Raw genomic sequence first — 17,549 nt, forward strand, 5'->3', positions numbered from 1 at the left:
GCCGGCTGCAGCACCGTGGCCTTGATATTGCCCTTGGCGATAATCGAGTCGCGCACATAATCGCTGCCGTCAAAACCCACCAGGATCACGTCTTTGCGTCCGGCGGCCTTAAGCGCGGCTTCCGCGCCCAGCGCCATGGTATCGTTGCCGGAAATCACGCCGGTGATATCCGGATTGGCCTGCAGAATGGATTCCATCCGGCTGAAGGCCTCGGTCTGGCTCCAGTTGGCGGTTTGCTGCGCCACCATCTTCAGGCCGGTATATTCGTCAATCACGTCGTGATAGCCCTGCGAACGCACGTGGGCATTGGTATCCGACTCCTTGCCCAGCAGTTCCACATACTTGCCCTTGCCGTTCATCAGCTTGACGAATTTCTCGGCGCCCAGCTGTGCGCCCTGATAGTTATTGGACACGATTTGCGCCACCGCCACGCCGGTGGCGTTGATTTCACGATCGATAAGGAAAGCGGGAATCCCGGCGGCCTTGGCCTTTTTCAACGGCCCGATGGTGGCGTCGGAGCCGGCGTTATCCAGCACGATGGCCTTGGCCTTGCGGGCGATGGCGGTCTCAATCAGCTGGTTCTGCTTGCTGACGTCATCGTCATGGGAGGCCACGAGCGTGGTATACCCCAATTCGGTGGCTTTGGCCGAGGCGGCGTCGGCCTCCGCCTTGAAGAACGGGTTATCGTGGGACGGGGTAATAATGGCAATCAAGCCTTTATCCGCGGCGAAGGACGCCATGGACAATGACAAGAGGACGGCGGCGACACAGGGTTTCAGTAGGAAGCGGTTCATTGTTGTTCTCCTGGATGAATACATGTGAATATATATTCACTTTTGATTTTATATTCATACGGAGTGTGGCAAGTCCCCGGCACAATGTCCATTACGATTGTTGGGAATAGCGAGTGCTGTCACAAAACGCAACAAGATGATTACATCGCGGGGGGTTGAGGCTCAGGCGCGGGAATTGATATCCCGCGCCTCGTCTTGCCTGGGCGTCAGCGGACCAATCCACCGCTGCACCAGCCAGCAGGCAAGCGTTATCATCAGCCAGCTCAATGCCGTCCCCATCACCAGATCCCGCGGCCAATGCATTCCCAGGATCAGGCGGCTGCACATCACCGCCGCCGCCCAGGCCATAATTATCGCCACCGAGGCGAAATGCCGCCGCGGCCACAGCAGGCCCAATGCCAGCAGCGCCCAGCTGGCGGCGAAGATCGTATGGCCGGAAGGAAAAGCAAACCCGGTATCATGCTGCCAATGCTTGCGCAGCCACGGCGGGATCCGCCCCTCGTCCCGCAGCTGTTTTTTGACCCACTGCGCGCGTTCCTTGCCCGGGAGCGAGTAAAATACCCGATCGTCGAGGGAGAAATCCCGCTCCAGCCACAGCACATAAGGCCGCGGCTCCTGCACCCGCTGCTTGATAACCGTTTTCAGTCCCTGGCCCGCCAAAATAGTCACGCCCAGAATACAGGCCAGGCCGAGGGCGGGTTTTAAGCGAAAACGCAGGCACCAAAGAAACCAGGCCAGCAGCAGCGCGCTGGTGACGATACCCCAGGGGGCGCTGACGGTTTGGGTTATCCAGAACATGCCCCGCCACCAATCGGCTTCATTGCCGGGATGCCACTGCCAGCCACTGACCCAGACCAAAATTGGTATTATCATAAGTAACATCGCGCCCAGGCCGGTGCGTTTCGCAATTTTGTACATTAAGATGATTTTCCGTTAAATGTCTTTACCGCTTAACAGTTTAACGTCGGGGCGGCGATATCTTTCCCAATGCGAATAAACGGTTGGTAAGCAATTGTGACAATCAAATGACTATTTTGCCAGCAAACAGGATTTTCAACCGTCAGTTTTCGGTAAATTTATGGCAAAATACACTATTAATAAATCGTTGCGTATCTGACCGCGCCAGAGTAGCTATAAAGGCCTTATCGAGCGTGGGACGAGCGACGTTAAAGACGTTTTGGAGAGCAACATGCAGCTTAAACGTGTGGCAGAAGCCAAACTGCCGACACCCTGGGGCGATTTCCTGATGGTGGGATTCGAGGAATTAGCGACCGGACACGACCACCTGGCATTGGTTTTTGGTGATATAACCGGAGTGAAACCGGTGCTGGCCCGGGTACACTCCGAGTGCCTCACCGGCGACGCCTTGTTTAGCCTGCGCTGCGACTGCGGTTTTCAGCTTGAAGCCGCGTTTACCCACATTGCCGAAGAAGGCCGCGGCATTTTGCTTTACCACCGCCAGGAAGGCCGTAATATCGGCTTACTGAATAAAATTCGCGCCTATGCGCTGCAAGACAAAGGCGCCGATACCGTCGAGGCTAATCATCAGCTGGGTTTTGCCGCCGACGAACGTGACTTCACCCTGTGCGCCGACATGTTCAAACTGTTGGGGGTTGAATCGGTGCGTTTGCTGACCAATAATCCGCAAAAGGTGGAAATCCTTACCGAGGCGGGCATCCATATTACCGAGCGCGTACCGCTTATCGTCGGGCGTAACCCGGAAAACGAACGCTACCTCAATACCAAAGCGGCCAAAATGGGCCATTTGCTGGATATCAAATAACCTTTACCCGCTTCCCGCCCAAGGCGATCGTGGCATCCGACACGTCGCCCCCAAGTTTTCCGGGTGCCTTGATATGAGATCGACCACCCGAATCGACGCGACATAATCAGGTATATTACCCTCTTTAAATACAGGGTTATCCACCATGAAGTTCAGTACCATGAACGACAGCGAAATCATCGCCGATCTCTGCCGCCGGATAAAGGATGCGCGCATCGAACAGCGCCTGTCGCAAATCGACCTGGCGGAACGTTCGGGATTGGGCATCGCCACCATTAAACGCGCGGAAATGGGCGGTTCGGTCACGCTCAGTACGCTTATCTGCATCCTGCGCGGCCTCAATCGCCTGCATCAACTGGAGGGCGTGCTGTTCGACGCCGAGGTGCGCGCGTTCAACGCCCAGGTCAGCGGCGAAAAAAGCAACGCGCCGCTGCGTATCCGTAAAAAGGCCGCAACGGTGGATGAAGCTGAAAAACCCGCGGCGGAAAAAAGCGCCGGAGCCTCCGCCGTCGACTGGTATATCTCCGCCGCCGAAAACAATATCCTGTGGTAAACGCGGCCGCCCTTGCCGCCGGGTTCACCGGATGTCAAGCGCCGCGCTACTCACATAACATCACCTTGATCGCCAGGCCGCCGCGCGACGTTTCGCGGTATTTGGCGTTCATGTCCTTGCCGGTTTCGTACATGGTCTCGATAACCTTATCCAGCGAAACGCGCGGTTCCGTGGTGCGCCGCACCGCCATGCGCGCGGCGTTGATCGCCTTCATCGCCACAATGGCGTTGCGCTCGATACAAGGCACCTGGACCTGGCCCGCCACCGGATCGCAGGTCAGCCCGAGGTTATGCTCCATGCCGATCTCGGCGGCGATGCAAACCTGTTCCGGACTGCCGCCCAGCAGTTCCGCCAGCCCCGCCGCCGCCATGGAGCAGGCCACGCCGATTTCTCCCTGGCAGCCCACCTCGGCGCCGGAAATGGACGCGTTCATTTTATACAGCGCGCCAACCACGCCGGACGCCAGGAAATAGCGCAGATAGGCCTCGGGGGTCACCGGCTGGATAAAATGATCATAGTAGGCCAGCACCGCCGGGATAATGCCGCAGGCCCCATTGGTCGGCGCGGTGACCACCCGCCCGCCGGCGGCGTTTTCCTCGGCCACCGCCATGGCGAACATATTTACCCAGTCCATGGCATTCATCGGATCGCTGGAGAAACGGTCATTGGTAAACAGCAGCCGGTGCAGGCTGGAGGCGCGGCGCGCCACCCTGATCGGCCCCGGCAGCACTCCTTCGGTATTCATGCCGCGCCGCATGGCGTTTTGCATGGTGCTCCACACCGCGCCGAAGTAATGTTCAATCTCCTCGCGGCTATGCAGGGCCAGCTCGTTTTTCATCACCGCCGCCGACAGCGACAGGCAATTATCGCGACAGTGGCGCAACAGGTTCTGCGCTGAAAAAAACGGATACGGCACCACCGGTTCGGATGGGTTCTTTTTGCCGAAATTTTCCCGATCGACCACAAAGCCGCCGCCGATGGAGTAATAGGTTTTGCTGTACACCAGCGAATTCTGCCGGTAGGCGTTGAACATCATGCCGTTTTCATGCAGCGGCAGGTTTTCGTCGCGAAACGCAATGGCCGAGTCCACGGCGAATTCCACCTCGTGGCCGTCCGCCAGGGGCAGCCGCCCGCGTTGCCGCACCTGCTGGATAAACTGCGGGATGGCATCCACCTCGACCGTATCGGGTTGATTACCGGCCAGGCCCATGATAATGGCGATATCGGTATGATGCCCGCGGCCGGTTAACGACAGCGAGCCATAAACATCCGCTGAAAGGCGATCGATTGAGGACAACAGCCCCTGCGCCTGTAAATCGTCGGTAAACATTTTGCCGGCTTTCATCGGGCCGACGGTATGTGAACTGGAGGGACCAATGCCTATCTTGAAAATATCAAAAATGCTAACCATAACCTTGTCCTTTTTATTCAGCGCCGAACGTTTTCCATCGACATCATCGGCGCGAAAAGCAAACCGGGCCGCTCTGGCCCGGTACGGCCATCAGCCCATCAGGCTGTAGATAATCGCCGACATGGCGATCAGGCCCATAAACACCACGAATACGTTGCTGACATGGCCGCTGTATTTTTTCATCGCCGGCACTTTCTGGATGGCGTACATCGGCATCAGGAACAGCAGCATGGCGATAACCGGCCCGCCCAGGGTTTCAATCATGCCGAGGATGCTGGGGTTCAGCGTGGCCACAAGCCAGGTGGTCAGCAGCATGAAAATACCGGTAATGCGGTTAAGCTTTTCTTCGCTGGCGGTTTTGCCCCGGCTGCGTAACGACTTGATCATCATGCCGTTGAAGCCTTCACGGGCGCCCAGATAGTGGCCGAGGAAGGATTTGCTGATGGCGACGGTGGCGATAATCGGCGCCAGCCATTCAATCAGCGGATTATTGAAATGATTTGCCAGGTAGGACAGGATGGAAATGTTCTGCGCCTTGGCCTCCATCAGATCGGCGGTTGAGAGGCTGAGCGCGCAGCTGAAGACAAAAAACATCACCGTCACCACCATCATCACATGGCTGCAGGCCAGGATGCGGGAGCATTTTTTCTCCGCGTCCATGCCATATTCCTGGCGCTTGGCCACCGCAAACGAGGAAATAATCGGCGAATGATTAAATGAGAACACCATCACGGGGATAGCCAGCCACAGCGTGGTCATCAGGCCATGGCCGGTGGCGCCGCCGGCGACCGTGGCGCTGTCGAATATGGCGCTGCTCCAGTTGGGAATTAAATAAAACGCCAGCAACATTAATGCCGCGACAAAGGGAAAAACCAAAATGCTCATGGCTTTGACAATCATGTCTTTACCGAAACGCACGATGGTCATCAGTCCTAGAATTAATATTAGCGATAATATCGCCCGCGGCGGAGCCGCCAAATGAAGCTGATGGGTAATAAAGCTGTTAACGGTATTGGTAATCGCTACGCCGTAGACTAAACAAATAGGATATATCGCAAAAAAATACAGCAAGGTGATTAATTTTCCAGCACCCACGCCAAAATGTTCTTCGACAACTTCGGTTATATCCTCGCCGCCATTTTTTCCCGACAATACAAAACGGCATAATCCGCGATGGGCGTAAAAGGTCATGGGAAACGCGATAATCGCCATGATAATGAGCGGCAGCAGCCCGCCAATGCCCGCGTTAATGGGTAAAAACAGCACGCCCGCGCCGATGGCCGTGCCGTAGAGGCCCAACATCCACATAGTGTCGCTTTTGCGCCAACTGGCGGCGGAGGACGCCACCGGTACCGATACGCTTTCCGTAATGCTATTCATTATTGTGTTCTCCTCGGGGAACGATAAAATAAAAATGCCGTGAATATGTTAAAGATATTGCGCTAAAGTTAAAAATAGCCGCCGATGAAAATAGAAATCTATTTCCTACCGGGACGATATCTTTTCAGTGGCGGCATTCTATATCATGTGGAAATATTAATATCCCTGTGGCGATCACAAAATTGCAGGTATTTAGCGAGGAAATTAAAATGGCATTTAAATTAAAACGTCAATAATAATACTTTAACTCCATTTCTCTCTAAGGGTGCTAATTTGATACTTTATATTCCAACATAATAACAGAATAAGCATCCCGGGCCAATATGGAAAATAATAATCCCGGCGGGTGAAAATAATCATGCCGGGAAATAATATACCCGGCATCATCAAAGTCACGCGGATTATGTCATTTATTTTCCCTGATGTCCGCCGGGGCGGTCATCAACGCTTGAAGAGGCTATCGGGCGGAGGCCGGCATTTATTCTTCCGCCGCCCAGCGGGGCGGCGGAAAGCGAGGAGGGATTACAGCATCTTGCGGATCACATAGTTCAGGATACCGTCATGGCGGAAATAGGTCAGTTCATTGCCGGTATCAATACGGCAACGGGCCGGCACCACCTCGAGCCGACCATCGGCATAGGTTATGCGTACCGGCACCGTCTGGCCCGGCGTCAGCTCGCCCAGGCCGCTGATGCTGATACTTTCGTCGCCGGTCAGGCCCAGCGTCTTGCGGGTCACGCCCGCCGGGAACTCCAGCGGCAAAATGCCCATGCCGATAAGGTTGGAGCGATGGATACGCTCGAACGACTCGGCAATCACCACCCGGATCCCCAGCAGCCTTGGGCCCTTGGCGGCCCAGTCGCGGCTGGAGCCGGAGCCGTATTCCTTCCCGGCGATAATCGCCAGCGGCACCTGGTGCTGAAGGTAACGCATGGCGGCATCGTAAATCGCCAGCTCGTCGCCGGAGGGGATATGACGGGTTATGCCCCCTTCCACGCCCGGCACCATCTCGTTGCGAATGCGGATATTGGCAAAAGTGCCGCGCGCCATGACTTCGTAATTGCCGCGCCGGGAACCGTAGGAGTTAAAGTTGCCGGCCTCGACGCCGTTTTCGCGCAGATACAGGCCCGCCGGGCTGTCCACCTTGATATTGCCGGCGGGAGAGATATGGTCGGTGGTCACCGAATCGCCCAGCAGGGCCAGTATCCTGGCGTTAACGATGTTTTCCACCGGCTTCGGCTGGTGCTGCATCTCGTCGAAAAACGGCGTCAGGCGGATATAGGTGGAATCCGGCTGCCAGTCGTAGGTTGGCGTGCGGTTGACCTCGATATTTTGCCATTGCGCATTGCCGTTAAACACCGCGCTGTATTCTTTATGGAACATAGCGCTGTTGACCAACGCCACCGCATCGGCGATTTCCGCCGAGCTGGGCCAGATGTCCTTCAGGTACACCGGTTGTCCCTGCGGGTCGGTGCCGAGCGGATCCTCGCTCAGGTTCACCATCATATTGCCCGCCAGGGCATAAGCCACCACCAGGGGCGGGGACGCCAGCCAGTTGGTTTTCACCAGCGGATGGATGCGCCCTTCAAAGTTGCGGTTGCCGGACAGCACCGCCCCCACCGTCAGATCGCCGGATTTGATTGCCGCCTCGATGGATTCTTTTAACGGACCGGAGTTGCCGATGCAGGTGGTGCAGCCGTATCCCACCAGATTAAAGCCCAGGCGATCCAGGTAAGGCGTAAGGCCGGCGGCGGCGAGGTAATCGGTGACCACCTTCGAGCCGGGGGCCAGCGAGGTCTTGACCCAGGGTTGGGTGCGCAATCCCTTATTAACCGCGTTTCGGGCCAGCAGCCCGGCGGCCATCAGGATATTGGCGTTGGAGGTATTGGTGCAGGAGGTGATGGCGGCGATCACCACCGCGCCCTGATGCAGTTCATGCTGTTGCCCGTCCAGTTCGAAGGTCTGGAAATCCGGATGGTGGGTGCGCTTGGTAAAATCCAGTTCGTCGCTGGCGCGAAACGCGGCGGGCACGCCCGGCAGCGCCACGCGGTCCTGCGGGCGTTTCGGCCCGGCAAGACTTGCCACGACGCTGCCCATATCAAGTTCGAGGGTGCTGGTAAAACGCGGTTCATCGCCGTGATGGCGCCAGAGTCCCTGCTGCTTGCTGTAGGCTTCCACCAGGGCAATCTGCTCCTCGGAACGGCCGGTCAGGCGCAGGTAGTCAAGCGTAATGGCATCCACCGGGAAAAAGCCGCAGGTGGCGCCGTATTCCGGCGCCATATTGGCGATGGTGGCCCGGTCCGCCAGCGGCAGTACGTCAAGCCCGTCGCCGTAGAATTCGACGAATTTCCCCACCACGCCGTGCTTGCGCAGCATCTGGGTGACGGTGAGCACCAGATCGGTGGCGGTAATGCCTTCATTGAGTTTGCCGAGCAGTTTAAACCCCACCACATCCGGGATAAGCATTGAAACCGGCTGGCCGAGCATGGCCGCCTCGGCTTCGATGCCGCCAACGCCCCAGCCCAGGACGCCGAGGCCGTTGACCATGGTGGTGTGGGAGTCGGTGCCGACCAGGGTATCGGGGAACGCCACCGCCTCGCCATCCTGCTGTTCATGCCACACGGTGAGCGCCAGGTACTCCAGGTTGACCTGATGGCAAATGCCGTTTTCCGGCGGCACCACGCGAAAACGGCTGAAAGCCTGCTGTCCCCAGCGCAGGAATTTATAGCGCTCGAGGTTCCTGTCCATTTCCAATTGGTTATTTTCGGCAAACGCGCGATCGTCGCCATAGCTGTCGACGGTCACCGAATGGTCGATAACCAGATCCACCGGCGAAAGCGGGTTGACCTTATCGACGTCGCCGCCCAGGCGTTTTACCGCTTCGCGCATCGCCGCGAGATCCACCACCGCCGGAACGCCGGTAAAGTCTTGCATCAGCACCCGCGCCGGGCGGTAGGCAATTTCACCGTCGGCGTGCGCATGCAAAAGCCAGCCGGCCAGGGCGCGCAAATCCGCTTCGGTGACGATATCGTCATCCTGGTTGCGCAGCAGGTTTTCCAGCAGGACTTTCATGGATTTGGGCAGCGCGTCCAGATTACCCAGGCGTTGGGCCGCCTTCGGCAGGCTGAAATAGCGGTAGGTTTTATCGCGTACGACCAGTTGATCCCTACTGGCTTCTCGGATGGTTGTCGACATAGCTCTCCTCCAGACTTTTACTTTATTATAGTCATAACCCTGTTCAGGTTGAGGTATTGCAGTAAACAATTTACAAGAATTACGCAACTTTTTTATAACATAAAGTGTGCTCATCGGCGCGGCCGCGCCGGCGCCGGGTTCGGCGCGTTACTTTACCGGTAATTTGATGTCTTTGAACATCGCCTCGATTTCTTCATTGGAGCGCAGGGCCACCGCGGTGTCCACCACGTCGCGGGTGAGGTGCGGCGCGAAGCGCTGGATGAAATCGTACATGTAGCTGCGCAGGAAGGTGCTGCGGCGAAAACCGATTTTGGTGGTACTGAGGGCAAACATGGCATCGGCGTTGATTTTTACCAAATCGGGATCGGCCTCGCTGCTGACCGCCATATTGGCGATGACGCCCACCCCCAGGCCCATGCGCACATAGGTTTTGATCACGTCGGCGTCGGTGGCGGTGAAGACGATGCGCGGCGTAAGCCCGGCGCGGTTAAAGGCGGTGTCCAGCTCCGAGCGCCCGGTAAAACCGAAGGTGTAGGTCACCAGGGGGAACGCGGCCAGTTCTTCGATGGTAATACGGTCCTTGCCCGCCAGCGGGTGGGTCGGCAATACCACGATGGCGCGATTCCAGTGATAGCATGGCAGCATCACCAGGTCGTCGTAGAGGTGAAGGGCTTCGGTGGCGATGGCGAAATCCGCGATGCCTTTGGAAACCGCTTCGGCAATTTGCGTCGGCGATCCTTGGTGCATGTGCAGGGAGACGCGGGGATAGCGTTCGATAAAGCCTTTGATCACATCCGGCAGGGCGTAGCGCGCCTGGGTGTGGGTGGTGGCGACGTACAGCGAGCCTTTATCCGGATAGGTGTGTTCCCCCGCCACCGCCTTGATGGCGTCAACCTTGGAGAGGACTTCGCGGGCAATGCGGATGATTTCCTGTCCGGCGGGTGTCACCTGGGTGAGATGTTTGCCGCTGCGGGCGAAAATCTGTACGCCGAGTTCATCTTCCAGCATGCGTACCTGTTTGCTGATGCCGGGCTGGGAGGTGTACAGCCCCTCTGCGGTGGAGGAGACATTCAGGTTGTGGTTCACGACTTCAACAATATAGCGAAGTTGCTGCAATTTCATTTTTGTCATCCTGGCATAAATTGGACGCAAGACTACTGGTCGACGTCGCGGCCGAAGGCGCGGTGGCTGCCTGGACATCAACGGGAAAGCTTCTCTTGCAATTAATACTATTTAATCATAAAAAATCGCTATATATAACTTATTTATAAGACATAAAAAAACCAGCCGATGGGTTGGCGGGCGCGGGCGTTAGGGTTTATGCCGCCGGTGAGGGAATTATGCCGCCCCGGCGGGGGGAGCGCCTGCGGCTGGGGGTGAGGTTTATGCCGGCATAACGTCAACCCCATCGTCTGCAAGTAGAGAGGTTTTTTGGGGTCGTGGTGGTATGCCCTTGCTCCATGCTCCGAGCTGGGTGCCTAAGCTATCTATTTTTGTAGGGCGGCATGAGCTGCGTATGGCGGCGGAAGGCATCGCGCAGCGACGCGCGACCCGCCGGCCGTTACTTTTTGGCGACCTGCCATTTGCCGTCGATATAAAACGCCGTCCAGCCGGTGGCTTTGCCCTCTTTTTCCGAGGAAACGTACTGCTGTTTGGTCTTGCGGCTAAAGCGCACCATCGCTTTATTGCCCTCGGGATCCTTTACCGGCGCATCGGCCAGGTAGCGCAGTTTTTCCGGCAGGCGATCTTTGAAGCGCGCCAGTTCCTCCACCAGCGGCGCCCGGGTTTCGCGTGATTTCGGGAAGGTGTTGGCCGCCAGGAATACGCCCGCCGCGCCGTCACGCAGGACAAAATAGGCGTCCGACTTTTCGCACGCCAGCTCCGGCAATGGCACCGGATCTTCCTTTGGCGGCGCCACGTCGCCGTTGCGCAGGATTTTACGGGTGTTTTTGCACTCTTCGTTGGTACAGGCCATGTACTTGCCGAAGCGTCCCAGTTTTAGATGCATGTCGGAGCCGCATTTTTCACATTCGACCACCGGGCCGTCGTAGCCTTTGATGCGAAATTCGCCCTGCTCGATTTCGTAACCGTCGCACAGCGGATTACTGCCGCAGACATGCAGCTTGCGGCCGTTGTCGATCAGATAGCTGTCCATGGCGGTGCCGCATTTCGGGCAGCGGCGGCGCGCGCGCAGGGCATTGGTTTCGGCGTCTTCGCCCTCAAGCAGGTTGAGGGTTTCCGATTCCGGGATCAGGTTGATGGTGGTTTTGCAGCGTTCCTTCGGCGGCAGGGAATACCCTGAGCACCCCAGGAACACGCCGGTGCTGGCGGTGCGAATGCCCATTTTGCGCCCGCAGGTGGGGCAATCAATGCTGGTCATCACCATTTGGTTAAGGCGCATGCCGCCTTCTTCCGGGTCTTTTTCCGCCTTTTCGAGCTGGTCGCTGAATTCCCTGAAGAACGAATCCAGCACCGCCTTCCACTCGGCCTCGTTATTGGCAACCTGATCGAGCTTGTCTTCCATGCGGGCGGTGAAATCGTAGTTCATCAGCTCCCGGAAATTCTCCTCCAGGCGATCGGTGACGATTTCACCCATTTTTTCGGCGTAGAAACGACGGTTTTCCACCTGAACATACCCACGATCCTGAATGGTGGAAATGATGGACACATAGGTGGACGGCCGGCCGATGCCGCGTTTTTCCAGTTCCTTGACCAGCGACGCTTCGCTGTAGCGCGCGGGCGGCTTGGTGAAATGCTGGCTGGGCAGTAATTTTTCCAGATCAAGGGTCTGGCCCACGCTAACCGGCGGCAGGGTACGATCTTCATCCCCCTTGCGCAGCGCGGGCATGACCTTGGTCCAGCCGTCGAAGCGCAGGATGCGGCCCTTGGCGCGCAGCAGGTAATCCGCCGCCTTTACCGTCAGGGTGGTGGAGTCATATTGCGCCGGCATCATCTGGCAGGCGACAAACTGGCGCCAAATCAGTTGATACAGCTTCTGGGCGTCCGCTTCCATGTCTTTTAGCTGTTCGGCCAGATTGGCGACATCGGAGGGGCGGATCGCTTCATGCGCTTCCTGGGCATTTTCCTTGCTGGCGTATTCATTGGCCTGCTTGGGCAGATATTTGGCGCCGAACTGGGCGCCGATATAATCCCGGGCCATGGCCAGCGCGTCCTGGCTCAGGTTGGTCGAGTCGGTACGCATATAGGTAATATGCCCCGCCTCATACAGGCGTTGGGCCAGCATCATGGTTTTCTTGACGCCGTAACCCAGACGGGTACTGGCGGCCTGCTGGAGCGTCGAGGTGGTAAAAGGCGCGCCCGCCTTGCTGCTGGTCGGCTTGTCCTCGCGATCGGCAATGACATATTGCGCGTTTTCCAACTGCGCGACCGCGGCCTGGGTCTGCGCCTGGTTAACCGGTTTAAAGGGTTTGTCGCCGTGATGGGTCACCTGCATCTGCAGCTGCGCCTTGGCCGAGACCTTCAGATCGGCGTGCAGCTCCCAATACTCTTCGGGCACAAAAGCCTTTATCTCGCGTTCACGCTCCACCACCAGGCGCACCGCCACCGACTGCACGCGTCCGGCGGAAAGCCCGCGCGCCAGTTTTTTCCACAGCAGCGGCGAGACCATATAACCCACCACGCGGTCCATAAAGCGCCTGGCCTGCTGGGCATTGACCCGGTCGATATTCAGCTCGCCGGGTTTTTTAAACGCCGCCGTAATGGCGTTGCGGGTGATTTCATTAAATACCACCCGGCTAAAACGCGCGTCGTCGCCGCCTATCACTTCCCGCAGGTGCCAGGCAATGGCTTCCCCTTCGCGGTCAAGGTCGGTTGCGAGATAGATGTGGTCGGCATTTTGCGCCAGCGCCTTGAGCTCATTGACCACTTTTTCTTTACCGGGGAGGATCTCGTAATGCGCTTTCCAGCCGTGGTAGGGATCGATTCCCATGCGATTGACCAGCGCGGTTTGCGCGTCGCTTTTCACTTTTTTCGTTTTGGTGGCGTCGGCGCTTTTTTTAGTGGCGGAACCGCTGGTGGGCAAATCACGGATGTGACCGACGCTCGATTTAACGACGTAGTCATTGCCAAGATATTTATTAATCGTTTTGGCTTTTGCCGGGGATTCAACGATAACGAGAGCTTTACCCATGTTTACCTTTACCTGAATGATTTCTTCTGTAATTAAGAAGCATTTTGTGCGCCAGACTTAGGCTGGGCATTTACTCATTTTATATTGCGGCCATGCCGTCAAAAATCAACCTCTGTTCAGCCAGTCTGCTTTTTCGCCTTTGCCATGAGATCAACCTATTGAAAAATAAAATTAATTTATCAATATTTCCATTAAATATTGATAAACCAACTATTGATTAAGCCATGGTTATCCGCCCCCGCTGATGAAGGCCCACACTCTACATGATAAAAAAGTTGGTGCAACTTATTAGCGGCGCAAAAAATTTTCCGGCCGGGGAAACCCATTAAAAAGCCGGGTCCGACCGAATAAACCTTAGTCTGTTTGCAGCCAAACACAACAGGGGATTACAATAGGCCGGAAGACTTCTCAGGAGTAATACCCATGTACGCTGACACCACCCCTATTGATCGCAACAGCCTGCTTATGGAAGCCAACCGGATTATTCGCGCCCACAGTGAATATATCCATGGAATGGAAGCAACCGAGGTTGAACAAAAAGGCGGAGTGCTGATTTTCCGGGGTGAATTCTTTTTTGACCAGGAGGGATTACCCACCTTTAAAACCATGGCGGTGTTCAATATGTTTAAACATCTCGCCGTGGTGCTGTCGCAAAAATACCACCTGGAGGAGTAAAGACCGGCGCTTTGCGCCGGCGCAAAGCGCGCAGCGACCCGCCCTATGGGCGGGGGCGCATCACAGTAACGGCTTCTGGCCCCGTTGCCATAAATGCAATAAGCGCTGTTCAATACTTAACGCCGCGCTGTCGGTAAAACGCGCGAGCATTCGTTTGCGCCGCGCGAAACGCACGCTGATTACCTCATGGTTGGCCATTTCGGCAATCAGCAAATCGTCGCTGGTGCCGATGCCGTCCACCAGGCCGTTTTCCCGCGCCTGGGTGCCGTACCAGTGCTCGCCGGTCGCCACCGCTTCGATATCAAGCGTAGGGCGCATATCATGGACGAACCGTTTAAAGAGCTGATGGGTCTCATCCAGATCCTGCTGGAATTTTTCCCGTCCTTCCGGCGAGTTTTCACCGAACAGGGTCAGGGTGCGCTTATAGGCGCCGGCGGTGTGCAGCTCCATATCGATATCATTGCGCTTGAGCAGGCGATTGAAGTTGGGGATCTGGGCCACGACGCCGATGGAGCCGACAATGGCGAAAGGCGCGGCGATAATGCGATCGGCGACGCAGGCCATCATATACCCGCCGCTGGCGGCCACCTTGTCCACCGCCACCGTCAGGCGGATACCGCGATCGCGTAAACGCTGGAGCTGAGAGGCGGCCAGGCCGTAACCGTGCACCACCCCACCGGGGCTTTCCAGGCGCAGCAGCACCTCGTCTTCCGGTTTTGCCACCGCCAGCACCGCGGAAACCTCCTCACGCAGCGAACCGACTTCGCCGGCATCCATGCTGCCCTTGAAATCCAGCACGTAGAGGCAGGATTTCTGCGGCGATTTTTCGCCGTGTTTGGCGCGGACGCGCGCCTGTTTCGCCTCGCTCTTTTCCTGCTTTTTATAGCGTTTGTGCCAGATACGCTGTTCAGCCTCGCCCATGCGCGCCAGCTTCATTTCCCGTTGCATCTCGCGATACTGCTTTCCCAGATCCGTTATCTGGATTTCACCTGAGCGCCGGCGCTGCCGTTGACGCATTCCCATGACCAACATCAAAATTGCGCCGAGAGCCACCACCACGGTGAGGGTTTTTGCCAGGAAGAGTCCATAAAGTGTAATAAATTCCACGCTGTCGCCTTGCTGAATGTGTTTTCCGTTGAGGTCTATTCTAGCTAAGGCGCGGGAGTACGTCGCCGGGAAAATCAGAATATTACGTAGGTTTACGTATATTAAGGGGGTAAACCGTTAACGATTGAAATGAGGTCAGGTTTCAGGCATAAAAAGAGAGACCGTCGGGTAAAAAGCGCGCTAGTATCACCCACAGGGTGACCGGACGGGTTAACAAAGGAGTTTCCCTTGTACTATCAGCCCAAACATAATTTATTGGCCGGCCGCATCATTATGGTGACCGGAGCCGGCGACGGCATCGGCCGCGAGGCGGCGCTGACGTTCGCCCGCCACGGCGCCAGCCTGCTGCTGCTCGGCCGCACCGAGGCCAAGCTGGCGGCGGTGGCGGAATTGATTGCCACCGAAGGCGGCCAGCCGGCGCGCATCTTTCCCTTCGACTTAGCCACCGCGCGGGCGGAAGATTACCCATTGCTCGGCCAGCGGCTGGCGGCCGACGTTTCTCATCTGGACGGCCTGCTCAACAACGCCGGCCTATTGGGCGAAATAGCGCCGATGGCGCGCCAGTCCCCCGACAGCTGGCAACAGGTCATGGCGGTTAACGTCAACGCCACCTTTATGCTGACCCAGGCGATGCTGCCGCTGTTACTGCGGGCGTCCCGGCCGTCGCTGGTGTTCAGCAGTTCCAGCGTCGGGCGCCAGGGACGGGCCAACTGGGGCGTGTACGCGGTCTCCAAATTTGCCACCGAAGGCATGATGCAGGTGCTGGCGGACGAATATCCCGCGGCAACCCTGCGGGTTAACTGCATCAACCCGGGCGGCACCCGCACCGGCATGCGCGCCCGCGCCTTTCCGGATGAAAACGCGGACCGGCTGAAGACCCCCGCAGACATTATGCCCATCTACCTTTATTTGATGGGCGACGACAGCCGCCGCAAAACCGGTATCAGCTTTGACGCCCAGCCGGACCGTAAACCGGGCCCGGCATAATCATACAGGAACAGCAGATGAGTGAAGACAGGCATCAGCAGCGCCAGCAGCGTTTAAAAGAACAGGTGGATGCCCGCATTGCCGCGGCCACGGAACAGCGCGGTATCGTCATTGTGTTCACCGGCAACGGCAAGGGTAAAACCACCGCCGGCTTCGGCACCGTCACCCGGGCGGTAGGGCATGGCATGCGGGCCGGGGTGATCCAGTTTATCAAGGGGCAATGGCCGAACGGCGAAAGGAACCTGCTGGAGCCGCATGGCGTTGAGTTCCAGGTCATGGCCACCGGTTTTACCTGGAACACCCAGAACCGGGTGACGGACCGGGCAGCGGCCCAGGACGTGTGGCGGCACGGCCTGCGCATGCTGGCGGATGACAGCCTGGACCTGGTGCTGCTCGACGAGCTGACCTATATGATAACCTACGACTATGTGGATTTAGCGGAGGTGATTGCGGCGCTGAACCAGCGTCCGCCGCGCCAGACGGTGATCATCACCGGCCGCGCCTGCCACCGCGAACTGCTTGAACTGGCGGATACGGTCAGCGAACTGCGCCCGGTCAAACATGCGTTCGACGCGGGCGTCAAGGCACAGCAGGGTGTGGATTGGTAAGGCGCCGGCCCGGCTATTTAGTGCCGGAGTTGCGCTTGCTGCTCTGGCCGCCGCGCCGGGTCGGGGTTACGGTACTGTGGCGTTTCACCGCCCGGCGGATCTGGTTGGCCTTCATGCGGCGGCGTTCCTTTTCCACCGGCACTTTGGTGACGGTTTCGGGCGCCATTTCCACCAGTTCGCGCAGGTAGTTGATTTCCCCCAGCGGCAGTTCGGTCCAGCCGCCGCGCGGCAGGCCTTTGGGCAGCGGGATGGCGCCGTAGCGGGTGCGGATAAGCCGGCTGACCTGCACGCCCACCGCTTCCCACAGGCGCCGCACTTCGCGATTGCGCCCTTCGGTCAGGGTGACGTTATACCACTGGTTCAACCCTTCGCCGCCCTGGAAACTCAGGGTGCGGAACGCGCCCGTGCCGTCTTCCAGCGTGACGCCCTTGGTCAGCAGGCGTAGTTTTTCATCGTCCACCTGGCCAAAGACCCGCACCGCATATTCGCGTTCCACTTCCCGGCTCGGGTGCATCAGGCGGTTGGCCAGCTCCCCGTCGGTGGTGAACAACAGCAGGCCCGACGTATTGATGTCCAGGCGCCCCACCGCTATCCAGCGCGAACCGTTGAGTTTGGGCAACCGGTCGAATACCGTCGGACGGCCATCGGGATCCCGTCGGGTACACAGCTCGCCTTCCGGCTTGTAATAAGCCAGTACCCGGCAGACCGCTTCTTCCGACGCGGTAATGGATATCACCCGGCCGTCGACCCGGATTTTCATGGAACTGACGGCATCGACCCGATCGCCAAGCGTGGCAATCTTGCCGTCAACGCTGACGCGGCCTTGTTCAATCAGGGATTCAATTTCACGGCGGGAACCATGCCCGGCGCGCGCCAGGACTTTTTGCAGCTTTTCGCTCATTGAGC

General features: G+C 57.6%; 14 protein-coding genes. 5 read left to right on the forward strand and 9 right to left on the reverse strand.

Translation table 11 applies throughout. From position 1 onward, the window contains the following. The coding region (locus tag VGC33_RS14180; RefSeq protein WP_331121416.1) for a D-ribose ABC transporter substrate-binding protein at positions 1 to 794 on the reverse strand (794 nt) is incomplete at its 3' end. Between the two features lie 162 nt (positions 795 to 956). After that, the gene (gene pgpB, locus VGC33_RS14185) at positions 957 to 1,712 is read right to left on the reverse strand and encodes a phosphatidylglycerophosphatase B (RefSeq protein ID WP_331121417.1); all 756 of its coding nucleotides are present in this window, start codon (positions 1,710 to 1,712) and stop codon (positions 957 to 959) included. Between the two features lie 271 nt (positions 1,713 to 1,983). Between pgpB and ribA the strand changes: the two genes are divergently transcribed. Next, positions 1,984 to 2,577 (forward strand): GTP cyclohydrolase II, encoded by a 594-nt coding sequence (gene ribA / locus VGC33_RS14190; protein ID WP_331121418.1) that lies wholly within the window; start codon positions 1,984 to 1,986, stop codon positions 2,575 to 2,577. A 145-nt stretch (positions 2,578 to 2,722) separates the two neighbouring features. Then, positions 2,723 to 3,130 (forward strand): helix-turn-helix domain-containing protein, encoded by a 408-nt coding sequence (locus tag VGC33_RS14195; protein ID WP_331121419.1) that lies wholly within the window; start codon positions 2,723 to 2,725, stop codon positions 3,128 to 3,130. 46 nt (positions 3,131 to 3,176) lie between these two features. Here the strand turns inward: VGC33_RS14195 and VGC33_RS14200 are convergent, their stop codons facing one another. From VGC33_RS14200 to topA, 5 genes are all read right to left on the reverse strand, one after another. Further along, a complete protein-coding gene (locus VGC33_RS14200) occupies positions 3,177 to 4,541 on the reverse strand; it encodes an L-serine ammonia-lyase (protein ID WP_331121420.1) in 1,365 nt (454 codons plus the stop codon). 90 nt (positions 4,542 to 4,631) lie between these two features. Continuing rightward, positions 4,632 to 5,921, reverse strand: coding sequence for an HAAAP family serine/threonine permease (locus tag VGC33_RS14205; protein ID WP_331121421.1), 1,290 nt, complete (start codon positions 5,919 to 5,921; stop codon positions 4,632 to 4,634). Between the two features lie 522 nt (positions 5,922 to 6,443). Beyond that, the gene (gene acnA / locus VGC33_RS14210; RefSeq protein ID WP_331121422.1) at positions 6,444 to 9,116 is read right to left on the reverse strand and encodes an aconitate hydratase AcnA; all 2,673 of its coding nucleotides are present in this window, start codon (positions 9,114 to 9,116) and stop codon (positions 6,444 to 6,446) included. 147 nt (positions 9,117 to 9,263) lie between these two features. Continuing rightward, positions 9,264 to 10,238: an HTH-type transcriptional regulator CysB gene (cysB, locus tag VGC33_RS14215; protein ID WP_331121423.1), complete on the reverse strand. Its 975-nt coding sequence runs from the start codon at positions 10,236 to 10,238 to the stop codon at positions 9,264 to 9,266. 439 nt (positions 10,239 to 10,677) lie between these two features. Further along, complete coding sequence (topA, locus tag VGC33_RS14220) at positions 10,678 to 13,266, reverse strand: type I DNA topoisomerase (RefSeq protein ID WP_331121424.1); 2,589 nt, start codon at positions 13,264 to 13,266, stop codon at positions 10,678 to 10,680. A 423-nt stretch (positions 13,267 to 13,689) separates the two neighbouring features. Here topA and VGC33_RS14225 point away from each other — a divergent pair, with 423 nt between their 5' ends. Beyond that, positions 13,690 to 13,941 (forward strand): YciN family protein, encoded by a 252-nt coding sequence (locus VGC33_RS14225; protein ID WP_331121425.1) that lies wholly within the window; start codon positions 13,690 to 13,692, stop codon positions 13,939 to 13,941. Positions 13,942 to 14,001: 60 nt separating this feature from the next. Here VGC33_RS14225 and sohB read toward each other — a convergent pair whose 3' ends face one another. Further along, positions 14,002 to 15,048 carry a protease SohB gene (gene sohB / locus VGC33_RS14230; RefSeq protein ID WP_331121426.1) on the reverse strand — a complete coding sequence of 349 codons (1,047 nt, stop codon included), beginning with the start codon at positions 15,046 to 15,048 and terminating at the stop codon, positions 14,002 to 14,004. Positions 15,049 to 15,276: 228 nt separating this feature from the next. On the opposite strand from sohB, the gene VGC33_RS14235 reads away from it, so the two are divergent. Together VGC33_RS14235 and cobO are read left to right on the forward strand one after the other, a co-directional pair. Further along, complete coding sequence (locus VGC33_RS14235) at positions 15,277 to 16,035, forward strand: YciK family oxidoreductase (protein WP_331121427.1); 759 nt, start codon at positions 15,277 to 15,279, stop codon at positions 16,033 to 16,035. A 17-nt stretch (positions 16,036 to 16,052) separates the two neighbouring features. Then, positions 16,053 to 16,643, forward strand: a complete 591-nt coding sequence (gene cobO / locus VGC33_RS14240) for a cob(I)yrinic acid a,c-diamide adenosyltransferase (RefSeq protein WP_331121428.1) — start codon at positions 16,053 to 16,055, stop codon at positions 16,641 to 16,643. A 13-nt stretch (positions 16,644 to 16,656) separates the two neighbouring features. On the opposite strand, the gene rluB is transcribed toward cobO, so the two are convergent. Next, complete coding sequence (gene rluB, locus VGC33_RS14245; protein ID WP_331121429.1) at positions 16,657 to 17,544, reverse strand: 23S rRNA pseudouridine(2605) synthase RluB; 888 nt, start codon at positions 17,542 to 17,544, stop codon at positions 16,657 to 16,659. Between the last annotated feature and the right edge of the window lie 5 nt (positions 17,545 to 17,549).

Origin of the sequence: Acerihabitans sp. (assembly GCF_036398755.1) — a bacterium.
GTDB lineage: Bacteria > Pseudomonadota > Gammaproteobacteria > Enterobacterales > Enterobacteriaceae > Acerihabitans.